At 39.6% G+C, this 17,866-nt stretch carries 13 protein-coding genes and 1 pseudogene; 2 read left to right on the forward strand and 12 right to left on the reverse strand.

Annotated elements, in window-relative coordinates; translation table 11 throughout:
• Positions 1-18: 18 nt before the first annotated feature.
• The 3 genes from ABS301_RS07550 to ABS301_RS07560 are packed head-to-tail and all read right to left on the reverse strand — an operon-like array spanning position 19 to position 3,442.
• A complete protein-coding gene (locus ABS301_RS07550) occupies positions 19-789 on the reverse strand; it encodes a 3-ketoacyl-ACP reductase (RefSeq protein WP_502877952.1) in 771 nt (256 codons plus the stop codon).
• A 49-nt stretch (positions 790-838) separates the two neighbouring features.
• On the reverse strand, positions 839-2,173 hold the full coding sequence (locus tag ABS301_RS07555) for an oxidoreductase (RefSeq protein ID WP_349671629.1): 1,335 nt from the start codon (positions 2,171-2,173) through the stop codon (positions 839-841).
• A gap of 27 nt (positions 2,174-2,200) precedes the next feature.
• Positions 2,201-3,442, reverse strand: coding sequence for a purine-cytosine permease family protein (locus ABS301_RS07560; protein WP_349671630.1), 1,242 nt, complete (start codon positions 3,440-3,442; stop codon positions 2,201-2,203).
• Between the two features lie 98 nt (positions 3,443-3,540).
• Here ABS301_RS07560 and ABS301_RS07565 point away from each other — a divergent pair, with 98 nt between their 5' ends.
• On the forward strand, positions 3,541-4,380 hold the full coding sequence (locus tag ABS301_RS07565; protein ID WP_349671631.1) for an AraC family transcriptional regulator: 840 nt from the start codon (positions 3,541-3,543) through the stop codon (positions 4,378-4,380).
• A 277-nt stretch (positions 4,381-4,657) separates the two neighbouring features.
• Here ABS301_RS07565 and ABS301_RS07570 read toward each other — a convergent pair whose 3' ends face one another.
• From ABS301_RS07570 to ABS301_RS07580, 3 genes are all read right to left on the reverse strand, one after another.
• Positions 4,658-7,300, reverse strand: a complete 2,643-nt coding sequence (locus ABS301_RS07570; RefSeq protein WP_349671632.1) for a glycoside hydrolase family 9 protein — start codon at positions 7,298-7,300, stop codon at positions 4,658-4,660.
• Positions 7,301-7,438: 138 nt separating this feature from the next.
• Positions 7,439-10,087, reverse strand: a complete 2,649-nt coding sequence (locus tag ABS301_RS07575; RefSeq protein WP_349671633.1) for a glycoside hydrolase family 48 protein — start codon at positions 10,085-10,087, stop codon at positions 7,439-7,441.
• 831 nt (positions 10,088-10,918) lie between these two features.
• Positions 10,919-11,545: a hypothetical protein gene (locus ABS301_RS07580; RefSeq protein WP_349671634.1), complete on the reverse strand. Its 627-nt coding sequence runs from the start codon at positions 11,543-11,545 to the stop codon at positions 10,919-10,921.
• Positions 11,546-11,949: 404 nt separating this feature from the next.
• On the opposite strand from ABS301_RS07580, the pseudogene ABS301_RS07585 reads away from it, so the two are divergent.
• Positions 11,950-12,234: pseudogene (locus ABS301_RS07585) on the forward strand (transposase); the annotation flags it as partial.
• Between the two features lie 273 nt (positions 12,235-12,507).
• On the opposite strand, the gene ABS301_RS07590 reads toward ABS301_RS07585, so the two are convergent.
• From ABS301_RS07590 to guaA, 6 genes are all read right to left on the reverse strand, one after another.
• On the reverse strand, positions 12,508-13,179 hold the full coding sequence (locus ABS301_RS07590) for a DUF5680 domain-containing protein (RefSeq protein WP_349671635.1): 672 nt from the start codon (positions 13,177-13,179) through the stop codon (positions 12,508-12,510).
• Positions 13,180-13,502: 323 nt separating this feature from the next.
• Positions 13,503-13,880, reverse strand: a complete 378-nt coding sequence (locus ABS301_RS07595; RefSeq protein ID WP_349671636.1) for a hypothetical protein — start codon at positions 13,878-13,880, stop codon at positions 13,503-13,505.
• 156 nt (positions 13,881-14,036) lie between these two features.
• Positions 14,037-14,402, reverse strand: coding sequence for a hypothetical protein (locus ABS301_RS07600; RefSeq protein WP_349671637.1), 366 nt, complete (start codon positions 14,400-14,402; stop codon positions 14,037-14,039).
• A 16-nt stretch (positions 14,403-14,418) separates the two neighbouring features.
• Complete coding sequence (locus ABS301_RS07605; RefSeq protein ID WP_349671638.1) at positions 14,419-15,036, reverse strand: helix-turn-helix domain-containing protein; 618 nt, start codon at positions 15,034-15,036, stop codon at positions 14,419-14,421.
• A 242-nt stretch (positions 15,037-15,278) separates the two neighbouring features.
• Positions 15,279-15,875 carry a hypothetical protein gene (locus ABS301_RS07610; protein ID WP_349671639.1) on the reverse strand — a complete coding sequence of 199 codons (597 nt, stop codon included), beginning with the start codon at positions 15,873-15,875 and terminating at the stop codon, positions 15,279-15,281.
• A gap of 189 nt (positions 15,876-16,064) precedes the next feature.
• Positions 16,065-17,606, reverse strand: a complete 1,542-nt coding sequence (gene guaA / locus ABS301_RS07615) for a glutamine-hydrolyzing GMP synthase (protein WP_349671640.1) — start codon at positions 17,604-17,606, stop codon at positions 16,065-16,067.
• Positions 17,607-17,866 lie beyond the last annotated feature (260 nt).

Here is a 17,866-nt window from a genome sequence, read left to right on the forward strand (position 1 = left end):
ACCTCTTGTTTTTCTAATTTACAGCCTTTTTATATGAAATCCACCGTCAACATCAATATAGTTTCCCGTTGTGTACAGTACTTTGTCTGAGCAAAATACGCTGACCATATTGGCCACATCTTCTGGTGTTCCCCAACGTTTAATAGGGAATACTCCATCGTCCAGCAGCTTATCGTATTTTCCTTTCACGGCAGTTGTCATATCCGTTGCGATTACACCGGGACGAACCTCATGTACCAGAATGTTTTCTGACGCGAGGCGGTCTGCAAAAAGCTGGGTCAGCATGGCTACTCCTGCTTTGGACACACAGTATTCGCCTCTGGAAGTAGAAGTTACTTCTGCGGAGCAGGAACCAATATTGATGATGGTCCCCTGTTTCCTGCCCAGCCGTTCCTGCTTTATCATTTGCCTGGCAACTAACTGGGTTAAAAACATGGTTCCCTTTGTGTTGATCCCAATCACACGGTCAAAGCTTTCTTCTGTCATTTCCAGTAAATCGTTTCGTTCAAGGGGTGCGACTCCTGCATTGTTCACCAGCACATCAATTCTGGAAAAACGGCTGACTGTCTCTTCCACCAGTCGTTTTCGATCTTCTGTGGAGTCAATGCTTCCCTGTACATAGTGCCATTCAATCTCCAACTCATCTAAAAGCTGAAAGTTCTCCTGATATCTGTCTGCTTCCCCAGTGGCAAGTATAACGATCCGATACCCATCCACTCCAAGCTGTCTGGCAATGGAAAAACCAATTCCTCTGCTCCCACCTGTTACAATTGCTACTTTTTTCATCATTCTAAAACTCCATCCTGACTTTGCACAGCCACATTCCTGCAGTTATATGTTATTTGTTCTCTTCCTGAAATTCTCTGTAATATTTCAAATAAGTAGCTGAATCCCGCACGATACAGCCGGTATGTTTCCCTGCACGAATCAGGTCACCGCACTTTCCGCAGGCAACGCAGACCTGTTTTGCATCAAATCTTCCTGTTTCAATGATCTGTTTCGGGAATTCCGGATTGGCAAATGACATACGTCCAAATAACATATGATCGCACAGTCCCTCTTCAATTGCACCGGCTGACAGTAAATCGGAATACTGTCTTAAATAAGACGGGCCAGATGCAGAAATAATCATTTCAGGAACTGCTTTTTTAACTTCACCGATTCCATTTATCATTCTTGCAATACCAAAAAGAGGATGTTCATCCGGTATGTATTTTCCGGCATCATAAGGTCTTGTCACATGGGTGCTCACATAAGGATTTCCCATGGTTAAGTTTACCATATCAATCTGATAATTCTCTTTCAGCTCACGGATCAGGCGGATTGGTTCTTCCAGATTGGGGACATTTCCTTCGCCTTCCTTTACTCCAAAGCCATAAGGGTAAGCAAATCCATCGTAAATACCAATTCTGGCTGTTACTTTAAAATCAGAGTCTTCATAGACTTTTGCTGCTGCGATTCCATTTTTCAACACGCGGGTTCTGTTTTCATAGCTGCCGCCGTACTCACCTGGCCGGTTGTAAGCGGAAGACAGCTCAGCCAGTAAATAACCGTGGCAGGACTTAATATCAACGGAATCAAATCCCGCTTTTTTAGCCAGCAGAGCTGCTTTTCCAAAGCTCTCTTCCAGTCCCTTTAAGTAATCATCTGTAACGATACAGGAATCATCTGCTTTACGCAGCTTTTCATACTCCGGATGACGATAAGCGATGAGAGGAGCCGGTTTTCCATCGGGATTGGAATAACGTCCGCTATGATTGGCCTGCATGATTAAATAAGGTGCAAAACCATTTGCCTTTCTTCCAGCTTCCTTAATCTTTTCCGTAAATTCCTTATATTCCTCTAAGTTCTCTTCTGTCAGCATCAGCTGATGTGCACTGGAGCGGCCTTCCTTAACAATTGAAATAGCCTCAAACCAGATTACAGAGCTGCCGCCAATGGCTTCACGCACATAACGGCGTGTTGTCAGTTCAGAAGGAGCACCATTCGGCAGGGAATCTGCACCTTCCATCGGTGCAATTCCCATGCGGTTTTCCCAGTTAACACCATGACTCACGAAAAGCTTTTCTTTAAGAATAGATGTGGTTTCTGCGAAAGGCAAATAAACGCCCAGTTCCTTTGCCTTATTTTTTATATCATCCAAATTTTTATAGTTAAATCTTTCATGCTTCATGTTAATAACTCCTGTTCTTTTATTCGCTTACTCTGTTTTATTATTTTTTTTGGTAATCATTCTTGCTATTACATAGCAAATGACAGCGGCAAGGAAACCATTTAAAGGTTTGATACCAAATGTAATGGTTTTTGAGACAATAATACCAACGATCCAGGCGATAAATGCTTCGATCCGGTAATCAGGCATATTCTCAAATGTTTTTTTGTAATCTCTGTCAACAAGGAAGAAATGTCCTACTAAAGTTCCTCCCACTGGCGGAATTGCAGTTCCAATGATACCAAGCCATGAGGCAAATGTAGAAGTAAAATCGTTTGCAGTCATCATAATCGCGATGATTCCTCCAAAGATACAGCTGGGAATAACAAAGAACTGTGTTGTGAATTTACCATCACTTTCTTTTCCTTCTCTTCCGCGAATTACTTTTGTGATATTTTCCAATGCTAATGCTGCGATATAAATCACTGCCTGTCCGCTGGTAATTGTTAATAATAAATAGATACCAAAAGCCACCACTGACATATTTAATTTAGCAAGTATTGTTACTAAATTGCTTTCTCCGGTTCCGAGAGAGCACATAAGACCTACGGTTTCCAGAACTGTTACACACAGGAAGGAGCCGATTGTTACAAACCATACGTAGGATGGTTTTTTAACAAAACGAGTAAGATCAGAACTAAAAGTTGCTCCAGTCATCCAGCTTGCAGATATAAAAGAAACAACAGTAAAAAAGGATGCCGGCGCTACAGGTACTGCAGCGGTTACATTGGTAAATCCGATCTGTTTGCCTACAACGATCATACCGTACACAATAAATAATCCAATGACAGGAACACCGATTTTACTAAAAAGGCTCATACCGGTAAATCCTTTTAAATTGATTAAGGTAATAACGATCAGATAACAAAATAAACCGATATAAGGTGAAATCCCAAAAATGGATGACATCATATTGCCCACTAAAGAGCTGTAAACACTAACAAATACCAAGGAAAAGATACTAACAATACTGGACGTAACAACCTGTCCTTTAATACCGAATACTGGTTTAAACATATCCGTTGAAGAACGTTTTGTCTTCATACCGATGATCCCCAGAATACCTGCATAAAAAGCCAAAACCATATTACCTGTGAGCAGAGCCATAACCCCATGCCAGAAATTTAACTGATTGCCTACACTTCCGCCAATTACAAATGCGGTAACACTTAACACGTAACCTGCAAATACAAAAAACACACTTCCCAAACCCTTGGTTTCTTCTTTCATTGAACCCTCCATTTGACTCCCTTTTTAAAGTAGGCTATAATGGCTACTGACAAAGGACTTTACATAATTATTTTAAATTATATTTTTGAGGTGAAACTATGATATGCACGCATATACCAAATGTCAGCTGTTATTACTCGGATTCCCTGGATCATATTCTGTTCATGCCATCGGCACATTTTGAATACCAGATGATTTTAGTCACGGGAGGCTCCTCACAAGTCCAGATCAATCATAAATCTTATGTCTTAAAAGAAAAATCGCTGCTTTTCATCAGCCGTCTGGAAAGACATAACTTTATTATCAAACAAGAACCTTATGCACGCTATATTGCGTCCATGTCCAGTGAATTAATCATGTCCAGTATAAAAGATGTGGAACTCTGTTCCATTTTCATTCAGCGCCCCAAGGAGTTTTGCCATGCCATTCAGCTCAGCGACCAGGCATATGACACCATACTGCCGCTCTTCATCCATTTAGCTGACGAATACAAAAATCAATACGATTTCTATGTCTCCCGCAGTACCTCTCTGGTGGTCGCCATACTAATCGAATTATACCGCATGCACCCGCTGTATTTTCCTCTCCGCAGTCAAAGCAACATCTCTGCAGCTGTACTAAATGCACAGCAATATATCAGCAGTAATTTTTCGCAAAAAGTCACTTTGCAGGAAATCGCCGACCAGAACTATATCAGCAGTCACACACTTTCCATCGCCTTTAAGGATATTGTGGGGATAACCTTTAAGGAATACCTTCTGCTTTTTCGGATCACCGAGGCAAAAAAATTACTGATCACCACCGATGCGTCCATTTCAGAGATTGCTGAACAGGTAGGTTATATCAATGTCAATAATTTTATTAAGGTATTTCGTGAGAAAGTCCTGATATCTCCGCTTCAGTACCGCAAACAATATGTTTCATCTCAACATGAGTAGTCTATCATGCAACGTGACTAAATAAAATTATCCCAGCTTTGAAAAAATATGCTTTTTATTACATGTTTGATGATGTATGACTAATTTATAAGGTTTATTATATTGTTTTTTATGCCTTTTATTACCATTTTGTGGAAGGTATGAGGGTTGGGTTTGGCAAATCAGACAAATTGCAAATCTTTCATATGACATCCGGGCACGACAAAATAAGGAAAGGAGCGCAAATAGACTGCGCTCCTTTCCTAAAAAAATCACTTCTGAATCTCTGTATAAATAATTAAGGTTCTATCCCCCACTGCAGATTTCCGGCCAGATAAGCGGGTATTTTATCGCTGTCGGCATATGCTGTGCCGGTTGCCTGATAGGAATAATCGTCTGTCTGGATATAATTCGTCCAGTCTGACTTGGAAAACCTCACCTGCAATTCCACGGATTTCCCGGCAGAAAGGGTACCAGATGCTTCGTTAAAACCAATTTCCAGATAATAATCGGCACCGCTCTTTTCCTCTTTCATTTTCACAAAAGCTCCTGCCACATTGGCGGTTCCCGCGGAAGACCAGTCACACCAGAATTGCTGTTCTTTCTCTCCATCAATCGTGTAATAATATCTTAATTTAACATCAGAAAGACTGATGTCCCCGGTTCCCGTATTATACAGTCTCATTTTTGCTGCAATGCTGCTTACGGTTTCGGGTGTATTCATATTATACGCCTGGACTTTCAAATCTCCTGTTGGGATAACTGAACTATCCGTTATGGTTATTGTGAAAACAGGATCGTTCCCTCCGCTGAAATCAAAGGTTAATCGTAAATTGCCAACAGATTTACCTGCAAGATAGGAACTTAAAATGGTAACAATGTTATCGGATACGACATAATCGGTTTCTTTCACCAGCAGATCGGTGCCATTTTTTATATTGTCAAGTGTATTTCCATTGTATATCACGGTTACTGGCACATCCGAAGGATTGTATTGGTCAAAAGATGCAGTTACCGGACTGATGGAAGAACTTCCTGAGGAACTTCCCGGCTCATTGCCGAATACTTTTACCCCAGCGTCATATACCGGAATATAGGTTGTCTTAACTACTTTTCCGGAAGTTACACCGTCTAATCCGGTGTAAGAATAGTCATTGGTATGATCCCAGGATGCCATACTTTCCGGTGCGGCGATTCGAAACTGGATTTCTTTCTTGTAAGCGGACTGTCCTCCAGGATAGATTTTGATTTTTGTGAAGTCAACATTTACATAGTAAATATTGTCAGCCTCTGACCAGGGCAAAAGATGGGATATGGCTGCTCCCTGGTTGTAATTCGCAGTGATTGTAAAATCGTCTGCTGTATAGCCTTTTTTTACAGCTCCTGTTATATCAACAAAATACTTAAATGATAAATGGTCTCCCATTCTTGCAGGCCATCCGGAGCAATTATTTATTATAGCCTTGATCTCTATAAAGTTACTGCCTGAGGCGTTAATTCCGGCTTCCATAAAGTATTCGTCGTTCGTTACCTCTTCCATTGCTGTAAAGTCAGCAATCGGATTTCCGCCGTATTCTCCATAAAGTTTTGCAAGTGCTCCGACAAATCCTGCATTATAGTCGCAGGCGACCTCGTTATTGACATAGTTATTGATATCATCGGTATAACTGTCGTCTTTACCCGGTCCCCCTGCCAGAGCCCCATAAAGGGTATGCCTGTGGTATGCAGGCACGGTCATGCTGTCTGCCCAGGAACTGTGGGCGGTTCTGTGGTGAGGCCTTTTGGGAGAATTTATTCCATAACCAACCACAAAACTGCGGCCGCTGCTTCCCAGAGCATAGTCGATCTGCTGTTTGGCAAAATTCTTGTAGGTTTCCACTTTGTTTGCACTGCAGCCGGACCAGTCAGCATAAACGCTGGCTAAGAAAGCTGTGGTGGTGGCGTATCTTAAAGAGCCCCAGGTATCCAGCCAGGCAAGCCCCTTTGGCGTATAGGAAATGCGGCTGCCGTTATATCCGGTTGTCCAATAATCCAGATGCATTTCCATACTGTTCCTATACAACTCTTTTCCGGTTAATTTCGCAAGTAGCAAAGCAGCGCCATTGTGCACATCATCCCAGCATTGTGCCCATTTATAGGAAATGGTGGTAGATTGAGATTCTGTGCCCCAGTTTGGAACATAGGATTCTGCTTTGTCCAGATAATTGGAATCTTTGGTTGCTATATACAGCCATACACAGGACCAGGACAGTTCATCATAGAAACCGCTGCTGGAGGTATAAAAGCCATTGGCTGCGGTATAACCACTGTCACTTTTTGTTTTGTCAGCAAATGAAAACAGCTCCTTTGCATGTTGAATGCAAGTCAAGGCATAGCTGGGATCACGATCCGCATAAATGACAGCCGCTGCTGCCAGTGCTGCCGCTGCCGCAGCGGAAACGGAAGAACCAGGACTGTTAAGATCGACCCGATAGGACGGTCTTCCCATCTGCATTACTTCTGCCGGCCCCCACCAGGAATGATCCGTATTGCCATTTCCCACCTGATAGTAAAAGACATTTGCCGAAGGGTGGCACTTGATCAGATAATCGGTTGCCCATTTGATTTCTTTTAATAAATACTCTAACTGACCACTTTCTTTTAAGGCATCCTCTGCCTCATATACGCTCCAGGCAAGCATGGCGGCTGAATAAGACATGGGGAGATTAAATTTCACATGATCTCCTGCATCATACCATCCTCCAGTTAAATCGATCCCTGCGTCTGAACCGTCAGACAGCCCAGAATCTCCTCTCCAGTTATTCCGTATATCAGAAGGCAGTTTTCCGGAACGTTGGAACTCATAAAACATGATTGCTTTTTGTAATGCTTCTCCGTAATTATAAATTGACTCTTTCTTTGACGGCTGAGCCGCAAGGGTGGTACTCATTTTTGTACGCATATCCAAATCTCCTTATCAATCGTTTCCCACGCTGATCGATTGATGAAACGCATCCTTACGGGTTCTTATTGATAATCCTGACCCAAATCCAGTCTTCTGATATCTGGGCCAGAATATATATTTTTTAGCTCTACGCTTTTATTGCGGCTCTACTCCCCATTTCAGGCTGCCAGAAACATATCCTGTGATTTTTGTCCAGTCTGCATAACTGCTGCCTGATTTTACAAAGGAATAATCTCCTGTCTGCGTATAACTGCTCCAATCAATTTTATTGAATCTTACCGGTACTTCAATGGACTGACCTTCTGCCAGTTCACCGGCTCCAGCTGTAAATCCGATCTCCAGGTAGTAATCTGCACCTGATTTTGCTTTTGGCATTTTTACAAAGGTACCTGTTACATTACTGCTGCCGACTGTAGACCAGTCACACCAGAAATTCTGGTCCTTTTCTACGTCTATGGTGTAATAGTATCTGAGTTTCAAATCTGTAAGTGTGATACTGGTTTTCCCAGTGTTGGTGATTTTGATTTTTGGTACAATGGAACTTACCTGTGCTGTTGTGGTGTCATTATACATTTGTACTTTGATATCTCCGGCTGCGATTGAAGAATCTGTCACAGTCAGGACAAGTACCGGGTCAGTTCCCGCGCTGAAGTCGAAGGTGAGTTTTAATTTCCCGACTTCTTTTTCTGCCAGATAGGTTTTTAATAATAAAACTGTATTATTGGTTAAGGTGTACTCCACACCCTCTGTTAAATAATTATTGCCCTCTTTAATCCCGATAAAGGTATTTCCGTTTAAGGTAAGGGTGATTTTAATGTCTTTCTGGCTGCCTGCCTTTTTGTCAAAAGCTGCTGATGTGGGATCAATGGCAGAGTTGTTTACCGGCTCTCCGCCTTCTTCAAACAGCATGGAATATACACCGTTCGCAATCGCAATATCACACTGTGCCCAGAAGCGGTGGTAATTTAATACCGGAGCGGTTCCTCTTTTGTAAGCGTTCTCAACCTTCTGAAAATCAGGATCATCTTTATATTTAGAACGGATATCTATAAACTTAACTCCTGATTTAATCTCATCTCCGTTTGGCATGGTTCCTGTCCATCCTGACGGCACATAGACTTCCTGATCAAAGAAGCGGCTGTAGTCATTCCTCTGTTCGGGAATGGAAAGACCTTTGTCACCTTTGTATAAATTCCACATACGGTCTAATAATTCCTTGGCAAGTACTCTGGCCTCATCGTCACCGGAAGCTTTACTGTAATACAGTAAGGTGTTAGCAAGAGAACCTGACACGCCAAGGTCCGTGCCATAGGTGCTTACTTTTACATGCAGATTGGGATTTCCGGTATAGGACCCTGTCCAATTATCAGGCTGGCCAGACCAGTCCAGATTATCAGGAATCGCAAAGGTTCCGTCTGCTTCCAGTTTGACTACTGTTTTAACCCATTTAACCCATTTGTCCAGTAAGGCCTTTGCCTTTAAATTCTTTGTTTTGTAATAATACTCTGCTACACGCTGCATTGACCATGCCTGGAACCCAAACCACCGGTTGCTTCCCGGATCAGCATAAACAGGGTGTTCCTGATAGCCCATTCCATAAAAGGTTGCGGTTCCTGAAGGCCAGCTTTCATAACGGCCTTTATTAGAATTGGAAACACCGCCTGCAATTCCGCCTTCATCGGACTGCAGCCACTGATAGAATTCCAGCTGTCTCTCCAGACTTTTACTCCAATCACTTGCACCATTTTGGGAGCGTGGTTTAAATTCATCATCCTGTGACAATATCCAGGCTGCCATGGGATTCTGGTAACCAAAATGGTTGTGACTGCATCCAATTACCCAGGACCAGTTTGCGTTCTCGCCGCCACCCCATGCATAATACCAGCTGAGCAGATAATGAGCCCCTTCGTAACCGGTACCGGCAGCAGCTGGCGATCCGATTTTACGGAAGTATTTATCAAACATGGCATACCTTAAATAGTCACCCATTTTGCTAGCCTTGCCAATATAGGTTTCAAGATCTACCCCATATTCACTGGCCCACTGGTCTGCCCAGTATGTCGCCTGTATTGCACGCGAATCTGCATCGGGTGCATCGGTATACTTAAATTGTTTTGCATAATTACTGTCTCCGGTAAACAGATCCAGAAATCCGTTTTTACCACCGAAGCGCATGTCATCCCAGCATGGCTGAGGTATGGTTTCCCAGGTAGATTCCTCTCTTCCTCTCTGGAAGGTATTGATATATGACGGTGCAGACTTGCCATCTCCCCGACTGCCAAAACCATACCAGTTGTCCGCATCTAACAGCCAGTGCATGCCGTAAATAACAGATGTGCCATAGGTTGATTTTAAATCGTTATAGATTGGATCTGTACCTACCGCTGCGCCAGAATCCAATTTTGCCGGATAAAGACTTGGCAGCTCCCATTCAGGTGCATAGGTTGCGGGTTTGCTGGCATTGTATCCAGACATACTGCTATTGGGCTGGTCTTTTTCTGTGGGGATGATATAGGTTTCTGCAATATCCCATGCTTTTTTAAAACCAGAGAAATCGCCGGTAAATTTGCCATACATGGCTTCAAGCCAGATATAATAGCTTAACGTTTCACTGGTAGTTACATGACCGTAGTCGGGTGCTTCTACTATCAGAGTTTCTATGCTGTGATAGGGGACTCCCTGGGGACTGAAATATCCATTTTCGGAATCGTGGAGTATCTCCCATAATTCCAGGAACCTTTTCTGATAGGCACCTGTGGGCTCTTTTAATAACTCGTTTTTCATTATAAAATATCCTCCTCTTATACTAAAAAATCAACAGAATCTTCAAAACGATAAAATACTTAAATTATCCAATGGAATCACTCCTTTCACTGAAAATTATGGTACCTTCCTTTGAGACTCAATGGGTTTTAGCATATGCCCTAGCCAGGTAAATTCCAACATAAGTTCCGAAATTATATACGTTGAGTATGATGTTATGAAGCTTTATTTTTGATTTTTCAAATGCTTTATTTCAATTTGATTTTTAATCTTACGACTTAGTTGAATATAAAATATAATTTATCCTTACCACATTTTTTCCGTAGGAAATCAGAGCCCAAATGGTACCAATCAATGGTAATAAATAAAAATTATTGGACTCAACGAACGGCACTTGTGTTAAAACAACCCTAAGTTAAGTATATGCTAAAGATGTCCTATAAGTGACCAAGACGTTTTACATGGATTATTTTCTTAATAGATTGATGATCTAAATGACGACGATTGAGGGGCGGAGAGGACGACCAGAATAAATAACTAATGAATATTCGTATACCAGAATTTTAGATATCAGCTTGGGTTTGAATGCAGGATTTTTCCCTTTATGGAGTCTTGGATCTCTTTTATCACACAAATCTGTTTTATAATCAATAAAGTATTAGAATAACATATAACTTTGAAAAATATTACGAAATGACATTATGGGACAGAAAAAGCAGAAAATCTGGTTCGATTCACTGCTTCTGTTGCTACTGAAAAAGTAGCGGATGTTTAGTTTAATTAAAGATTAAATCATATTTTATGAATATCACATTATTCCCTTAACTATAAAAAATTCGGTTGGATTATAACTTATATATTTAATAATTTTTCGTATAATATATTCATACACCCTATTTTTATTAATAATAATGTCATAGCTGCCGTAATTAATATAATAGGTAGGTAACGCTTCACCTTTTGAGGAATATAAATTAAAAGACACACTATCATACATAAATAGGCTACTAGTAGTAATATATTATCTCTTCCTGTTATATACCATTCCGTACACAATGCTATGATTGGCAGAGCCGCAATAATATTAGCAATGCTTTTATTTTCCCTTGCATACCACATAGCAGCTGCACAGATTGGTGAAATTAACGATATAATGCTCCATAAAATTATTTGTGATTTCGGAAAGAAACCAAGAAACAAAATTGTATAAGCATAATATGTCAAAATCATTGTGGAAAAAAAACTAAATACTCTAATTGCTGCATGTACAGGTGTATTTGAAAAAACAGATAATAGTGTTGCGACAAAAATCCAAATACCAAACCTCCCAAATATATCATCCAATATTGGAAACTCCCCTGTAATTCTTGGAACATCCACAAGCTTTGCTACCAGTCCTAAAAATATACCAATTATTGCTGCATAAATAATTGAATGACATTCTATATTTGTCTTATTTTTTCTATATTTGCATTGCAAATTTATACCTCCTCACGCTCCCCTTTAATTTACTCTCCAGATTTATAGATTTCCGGATCTCTTTAAGGTAATTCCCTAAGCAAGGATTTAAAGCGGTCTGCAATCGTCTGTTGGCTGAGATTGAGACTGAGAAGCCTCAGAATCTCACGATACTTTATCATAAAAGTAACCTCCTTATAATGAATTTATACCGGTTTGGTGCATGTCTTCACTATAAGTAATGACGTATAATTAATTTCACAAATTCATTTTAATAAAAATAGACATGGTCTATAGCCGTTTAGTAAAATAAAGTCACCACAACCAAATCTCACAAAGGTGGCTATAGAACATGTCCGATAACATTATACAATTAAATCAGGAACTTATCCATAAAGATTTGAAAGATTTAGTACGTAACAGCGTTGAGGAAATTTATCGGTGATAAATGCCTTGGGATGCTCGAATCTATTCCAGAAGTATTTCCGGATGCAAAGTATCAAAGATATACGGTTCATTTCTATCGAAATATATTCTCAGCCACTTCTCGTAATAAGATGAAAGAAGTCTCTATGTTGCTGAGTGCTATCCATGCTCAAGAATGCAAAATATCTGCAAAGGAAAAAGCGAAACAAGTAGCAGATAAACTATGCGAGCTGAAATTAACTTCTGTAGCTAAAAAGGTTGAAGATGGAGCATCTGAAAAAATCTGATATCCAGAAAGAGTCTGATATCCTAGCCGGCTGACTACCGGCTACCTAACGGGGGAAATACAATTTGCTAAAAAATCTTGACACTATCAGAAGAAGCAAACTGATAGATTATAGTGTGTTTGGAGATAATTTTAAATTGTCTTATTACCACTTAAAAACGCAAAAAAGAGAAGCTCAAATTGAACCTCTCTTGCTGGATCACAGACCTAAATCAACACTATTGCCGGGGTCTTTACATTACCATATGATAACGGAGTATCTGCTATTTCACTATACCAACACACCTCCATGATAAAAACATTCATAAACTTTAATATTCTGGCAGTAAATTTCTTCGTAGCCCTGGAACCACTCCATATCACCAATTACCTTAGTTTTATATGTGTACTCTCCAGATTGATAGAATTCCGGGCCTCTATAAGGTAATTCTCTCGGTGCTGATCCTAATACCTCTTTTAAGAAATCACCGCTAAATCTTTCATCTAAGTTTCTTCCAAAATAGTTCATTGAATAAATTGCTTTTCCCTTTTTCCAGATAGCTTCTTCCCCTGAAAACTTTTCTCCACCTAACCACGTATCATAATATTGGTAATCGCCTTTTGTGTAGGTATAATCGTTTGAACCAGGCCTAGATGCGCCACAGGTTTCAGCATAGCCTGCGTAAGTGTTTTTGATTGCCTCTAATTTGAAATCTATTAGTTCGTCAATGTTATTTTCATGGGTGATTTCTAAAGATTTGCTGCATTGATTGTCTTTGACTAGGTAATCAACCGTAATATGAAATAATTCACTTAATTGAATTAAATTCATTATGTCCGGGTATACCATGCCACTCTCCCATTTTGTAACTGCCTGACGGGATACATTCAATTTTTCGGCTAATTCTTCCTGGGTGATGCCTTTGGATTTTCGGATAATCTGTAATTTATCTGAGAATGTCATTTTGTTAACCTCCATTTCTATGATAACTTTCTTCTACACAATATCATGAAAAGTGGGTTTTAGAAAGCATTCGGTGGTTGCATGAAAGATACTATGGGTTACATTATAGATCCATCTAACTGCCTGACCCTCATCAGAATGTCCTTACAGGTGTCGCCTTCCTTTGGATTATACAGGAGGGGCATATGCGCTTGTTTCTCTTACCCTGAATGGGAAGCAGTGCAACAATTAATCCGCCTAAGGAAATTAGCAAATCTATCCTCTATTTTATGTAGCACTTACTCCCCCCTAAAACTGGAAAGGGATTTTTGTATAAATCTAATTTAATTATACACATGAATAACTATTGCACCTTCATCATTTGATACTTTAAATTGTTTACCATAATCTGTAGTTCTATTTTGCCATTGAGAGAGATCAAGCGCTTTAGCATTAATACCATCACTAATATCATTTACCCAAACCATCTTTTCATCTGTTCCATTAGGGTCTTCAAACCAAAGATCATAATTACCATACGGTTCTGGTTCCGGAAGATTCTCTAAATCTGGAACAGGATATTCCATCAATACATTATTTGACTTCCTATATTCAATCTCACCTCTCCAGCCTTCTATAAAGTTTTCTTTAGTAGCAGGCCTCTCTGGAAAACCACTTTCCCTCCAACCTCTTATGGTGTTTCCGTTTTCATCAACAGCCATCTTGTATCCACCAGAATGACTTATCTGATCCGCATGAGGACGAATGTAATCAAATAATTCTTTCCCTACTACATCTCCAACTACTGCTTTAATAGTTCTAAATTAGCGGGCTCATAGCGTTGTTCAAAACTCAGCAAGATTTTACATTTATCAAACTTATATATACAATGGAACTGTCTCCAAATAACTATGCTCAACCCTTGCTATTGCTACACCATATTCAATCATATCATCCCATGTTTCATCTCTTTTTAACGATATTGCAAACCAATTTCCTTTAAATGCAACATATAGTTTCTCATTACTAAAAGCATGGCAATACCATGATATTTTAATTTTCTCTTTTAGCATATCTAATACACCTTCGATCTCATTATTATTTACATGATATTCATTTATATGCCATGCTGGAAATTCATCTTTTGGCACATTTTCTATCCGCTGTGATATAAAATATGGACTCAATGTACTAAGAATATTCACTTCTTCAAGACTCTCTTCTATTATACCTAATTTAAACATCCACTACCTCCATTTTCTATTCGGACCAATTCATTTGTTCATCTAAAATGCCCATTTTTTGACATTCCTCGCATACTTGTCTTTTTTCTGTTTCATTTCCTATTCGATATTTTAAAATTTTGTTCTTAAATACGATGTACTTTACGTTTCCTGTTTTAAAGTCAACAAACCAATTTTCTCCACCATCTGAATCTGAGACCATAACATTAGAAATTTTCTCCGGAAAATCATCTCTGTCACTGGTAAAAAAGAGTACTGTCCAATATTTTGGAGTTCCACCAGTATTCCATAATTCAATCTTATTTACGTTTATCAAATCAATAATACCATCATCCACTACACTTTCTTTAATTAACACCCCTTCATATACTTCCTGTTTTTTCTCATGAATTGCATTATCACTACAACTGTTAACTTCCTTAACCTCACTCAGGATTAACTCATCCTTTAGTAAAACATCCATTGAAACACGAAAGATCTTACCCAACATTAATAGTTTTTCTGTCTCTGGTAATGTAATATCTGCTTCCCATTTAGATACAGATTGTCTGCTTACATTACATATTGATGCAAGATCCTCTTGAGTCATTCCATTTGCTCTTCTTAATTCAATAATTTTCTCGGATAACTTCATAAAGGCTCCCTCCTACAGTTATTGAATTTATTGTACAAAACAATAAATTTATTTACCACCAATTTCAAAGTTCTTTTTCGCAACCATAAGTTGCTCAATATAATTATAGAGGAAAAATCTTTTTCAGACATTTTATATACCGATTGAGGATACAAAGTTATTCCTTCGTTTTGAAAACTTGTATATAAAAAAACACTCCATTGGTACACTGATGTCCAAGAAGTATTTTTTCAATTAAATCTTTATTCATATACGCGCTTTATTGTATAAGTCCCCTTAACGTTATCATTATATTGAATTATTCTATCTTGCGCATCAAGATTTACTTTTTCTTCATATTTAATTCCTTGAGAATCATAATATTGAATATTTAATGTTAAATAATCGTGATGATTAACATATTGCTTTGAGCACATTGCAATATTTAATAACGATATATATTGTTCTGGTAAATAATATTCAAATGCTTCTTTCCCATCTCCTAATAAATATGGCTTTTTGATTCCGTTCCAATTGCAAAATTGTGATTTATTATCATCTATACTAATAAAATAATTGGCTTCAGAACCTTCGATGGAATAAGTATGATTTTCATCACATAAATCCGCTATTTTAACAAGATCTTTTAAATTATCAAAATCCATCGAAATTTCCAAATCAATAGCATTCCCACCTAAATTATAAAAAACAATTGGTTCTATTGTTGCATTAATTAAACTTGATTCTTCACTTTGATTGATATTAAATGATACTTTTGAACCTTCTTGTACAAGCACTGGTTTATATGTATTATTTCTTTCAACTTGCGTTTCTTTTAAAGTTAGCCTTACATAATACATCGATGAGATTGCCAATAAAATTGATATGATAGAAATGAATAACTCAATATTTTTTAAGGTAAATAATTTTTCAAATTTCTTTTCATTTTCATTAACCCCTTATCTAATATAGTTCATCAAAACTGCTGACATTTTGCTGACACAAAAACTGGGAAGTCGCTTATTTAGCGGCTTCCCAGCGTTTCCAGGTCACTCGAATTCAATCGTAGCCGGCGGTTTCCCCGTGCAGTCATACAACACCCGGTTCACACCCTTCACTTCATTTACAATCCTTCTTGTCACAACCCCCAGAACCTCCCAAGGAAGCTCTGCAGATTCCGCAGTCATGAAATCAGAAGTCAACACTGCTCTCAAAGCAATTGCATAATCATAAGTTCTCTCATCGCCCATGCATCCAACCGAACGCATATTTGTAAGTGCAGCAAAGTACTGTCCCAGTCCTTTATCCACGCCTGCCTTAGCAATCTCTTCCCTATAAATCGCATCTGCTTCCTGTACAATCCTTACCTTTTCCGGTGTAACTGCACCAATAATCCTTACACCAAGCCCCGGACCCGGGAATGGCTGGCGATAAACCAGATATTCCGGAATTCCAAGTTCCAGACCAGCTCTACGAACCTCGTCCTTAAACAGAAGACGAAGTGGCTCAATAATCTCCTTAAAATCCACATGCTCAGGAAGTCCACCTACATTATGATGGGACTTAATCACTGCAGACTTACCAAGACCTGACTCAATCACATCAGGATAAATGGTCCCCTGCACAAAATAATCCACTACACCAATCTTCTTCGCTTCATCCTCAAATACACGGATAAATTCTTCACCAATAATCTTCCGCTTTGTCTCCGGATCTTCCACCCCATTCAGTTTCTCATAGAAACGTTCCTGAGCATTCACCCTGATAAAGTTTAAATCATATGGGCCAGCAGGTCCAAATACCGCCTCAACCTCGTCACCTTCATTCTTACGAAGCAGACCGTGGTCTACGAATACGCAGGTAAGCTGCTTACCAACCGCCTTCGCCAGCATAACAGCAGCGACAGAAGAATCTACACCACCCGACAAAGCGCAAAGAACCTTTCCGTCTCCAACCTTCTCTTTAATGGACTGAATAGAAGTCTCCACAAAAGAATCCATCTTCCAGTCACCAGCACATTTACACACATTGTAAACGAAGTTGGAAAGCATCTTGGTTCCTTCCTGTGTGTGCATAACCTCAGGGTGGAACTGAACAGCGTAAAGCCCTTTTTCCTCACATTCCATACCCGCAACCGGGCACACTGGAGTATGAGCGGTAACAGTAAAGCCTTCTGGTGCTGTCTCTATATAATCCGTATGACTCATCCAGCAGATGGTCTTTGGACTAACATCTTCTAATATTTTGCTGCCAACTACTGTGGTGACTTCCGTCTTACCATACTCGCTGACAGGAGCTGTGGCAACCTTACCGCCAAGCATATGAGCCATTAACTGGGAGCCATAGCAGATACCCAGGATCGGGATTCCCATTTCAAAGATTTCTTTCTCACAGCGAGGGGATTCTTCCTTGTAGGCACTGTTTGGACCGCCTGTGAAAATGATTCCTTTGGGGTTCATTTCCTTAATCTTGTCCAGGGGCAGTGTGTGGGGATGGACCTCACAGTAAACGTTGCATTCTCTGACTCTTCTGGCAATCAGCTGATTGTACTGTCCGCCGAAATCCAGAACGATAATCATTTCTCTTTTCACGGGTATTCCTCCTAATTTAAGCTTCAACAAATAGCACTTTGGATAATATTATATTCTACTTCCAATGGCTTGACAAGCATTTTCTAAGTTTCGCGAAAAAGATGTCGATTCCTACAACCAAAGGTTCCTGTCTTGTTCTTTTTCTCACCAATCAGACAGAAAAAACGGAAAATGCCGGAAATCCCCGTTTCCCAAACTGTCCCCTGCACATGCATCTTCACATACAGACGACAGCAAGAGAAACCAGGCAGGAAAATCTC

Source organism: Lacrimispora sp., assembly GCF_031982545.1.
Lineage (GTDB): Bacteria > Bacillota > Clostridia > Lachnospirales > Lachnospiraceae > Lacrimispora.

Bases quoted from the DNA above. Each gene is read 5' to 3' on its own strand.
- ABS301_RS07550 (WP_502877952.1), bottom strand. From the start codon at position 789: ATGATGAAAAAAGTAGCAATTGTAACAGGTGGGAGCAGAGGAATTGGT.
- ABS301_RS07555 (WP_349671629.1), bottom strand. From the start codon at position 2,173: ATGAAGCATGAAAGATTTAACTATAAAAATTTGGATGATATAAAAAAT.
- ABS301_RS07560 (WP_349671630.1), bottom strand. From the start codon at position 3,442: ATGAAAGAAGAAACCAAGGGTTTGGGAAGTGTGTTTTTTGTATTTGCA.
- ABS301_RS07565 (WP_349671631.1), top strand. From the start codon at position 3,541: ATGATATGCACGCATATACCAAATGTCAGCTGTTATTACTCGGATTCC.
- ABS301_RS07570 (WP_349671632.1), bottom strand. From the start codon at position 7,300: ATGCGTACAAAAATGAGTACCACCCTTGCGGCTCAGCCGTCAAAGAAA.
- ABS301_RS07575 (WP_349671633.1), bottom strand. From the start codon at position 10,087: ATGAAAAACGAGTTATTAAAAGAGCCCACAGGTGCCTATCAGAAAAGG.
- ABS301_RS07590 (WP_349671635.1), bottom strand. From the start codon at position 13,179: ATGACATTCTCAGATAAATTACAGATTATCCGAAAATCCAAAGGCATC.
- ABS301_RS07595 (WP_349671636.1), bottom strand. From the start codon at position 13,880: ATGGCTGTTGATGAAAACGGAAACACCATAAGAGGTTGGAGGGAAAGT.
- ABS301_RS07600 (WP_349671637.1), bottom strand. From the start codon at position 14,402: ATGTTTAAATTAGGTATAATAGAAGAGAGTCTTGAAGAAGTGAATATT.
- ABS301_RS07605 (WP_349671638.1), bottom strand. From the start codon at position 15,036: ATGAAGTTATCCGAGAAAATTATTGAATTAAGAAGAGCAAATGGAATG.
- ABS301_RS07610 (WP_349671639.1), bottom strand. From the start codon at position 15,875: ATGTATTATGTAAGGCTAACTTTAAAAGAAACGCAAGTTGAAAGAAAT.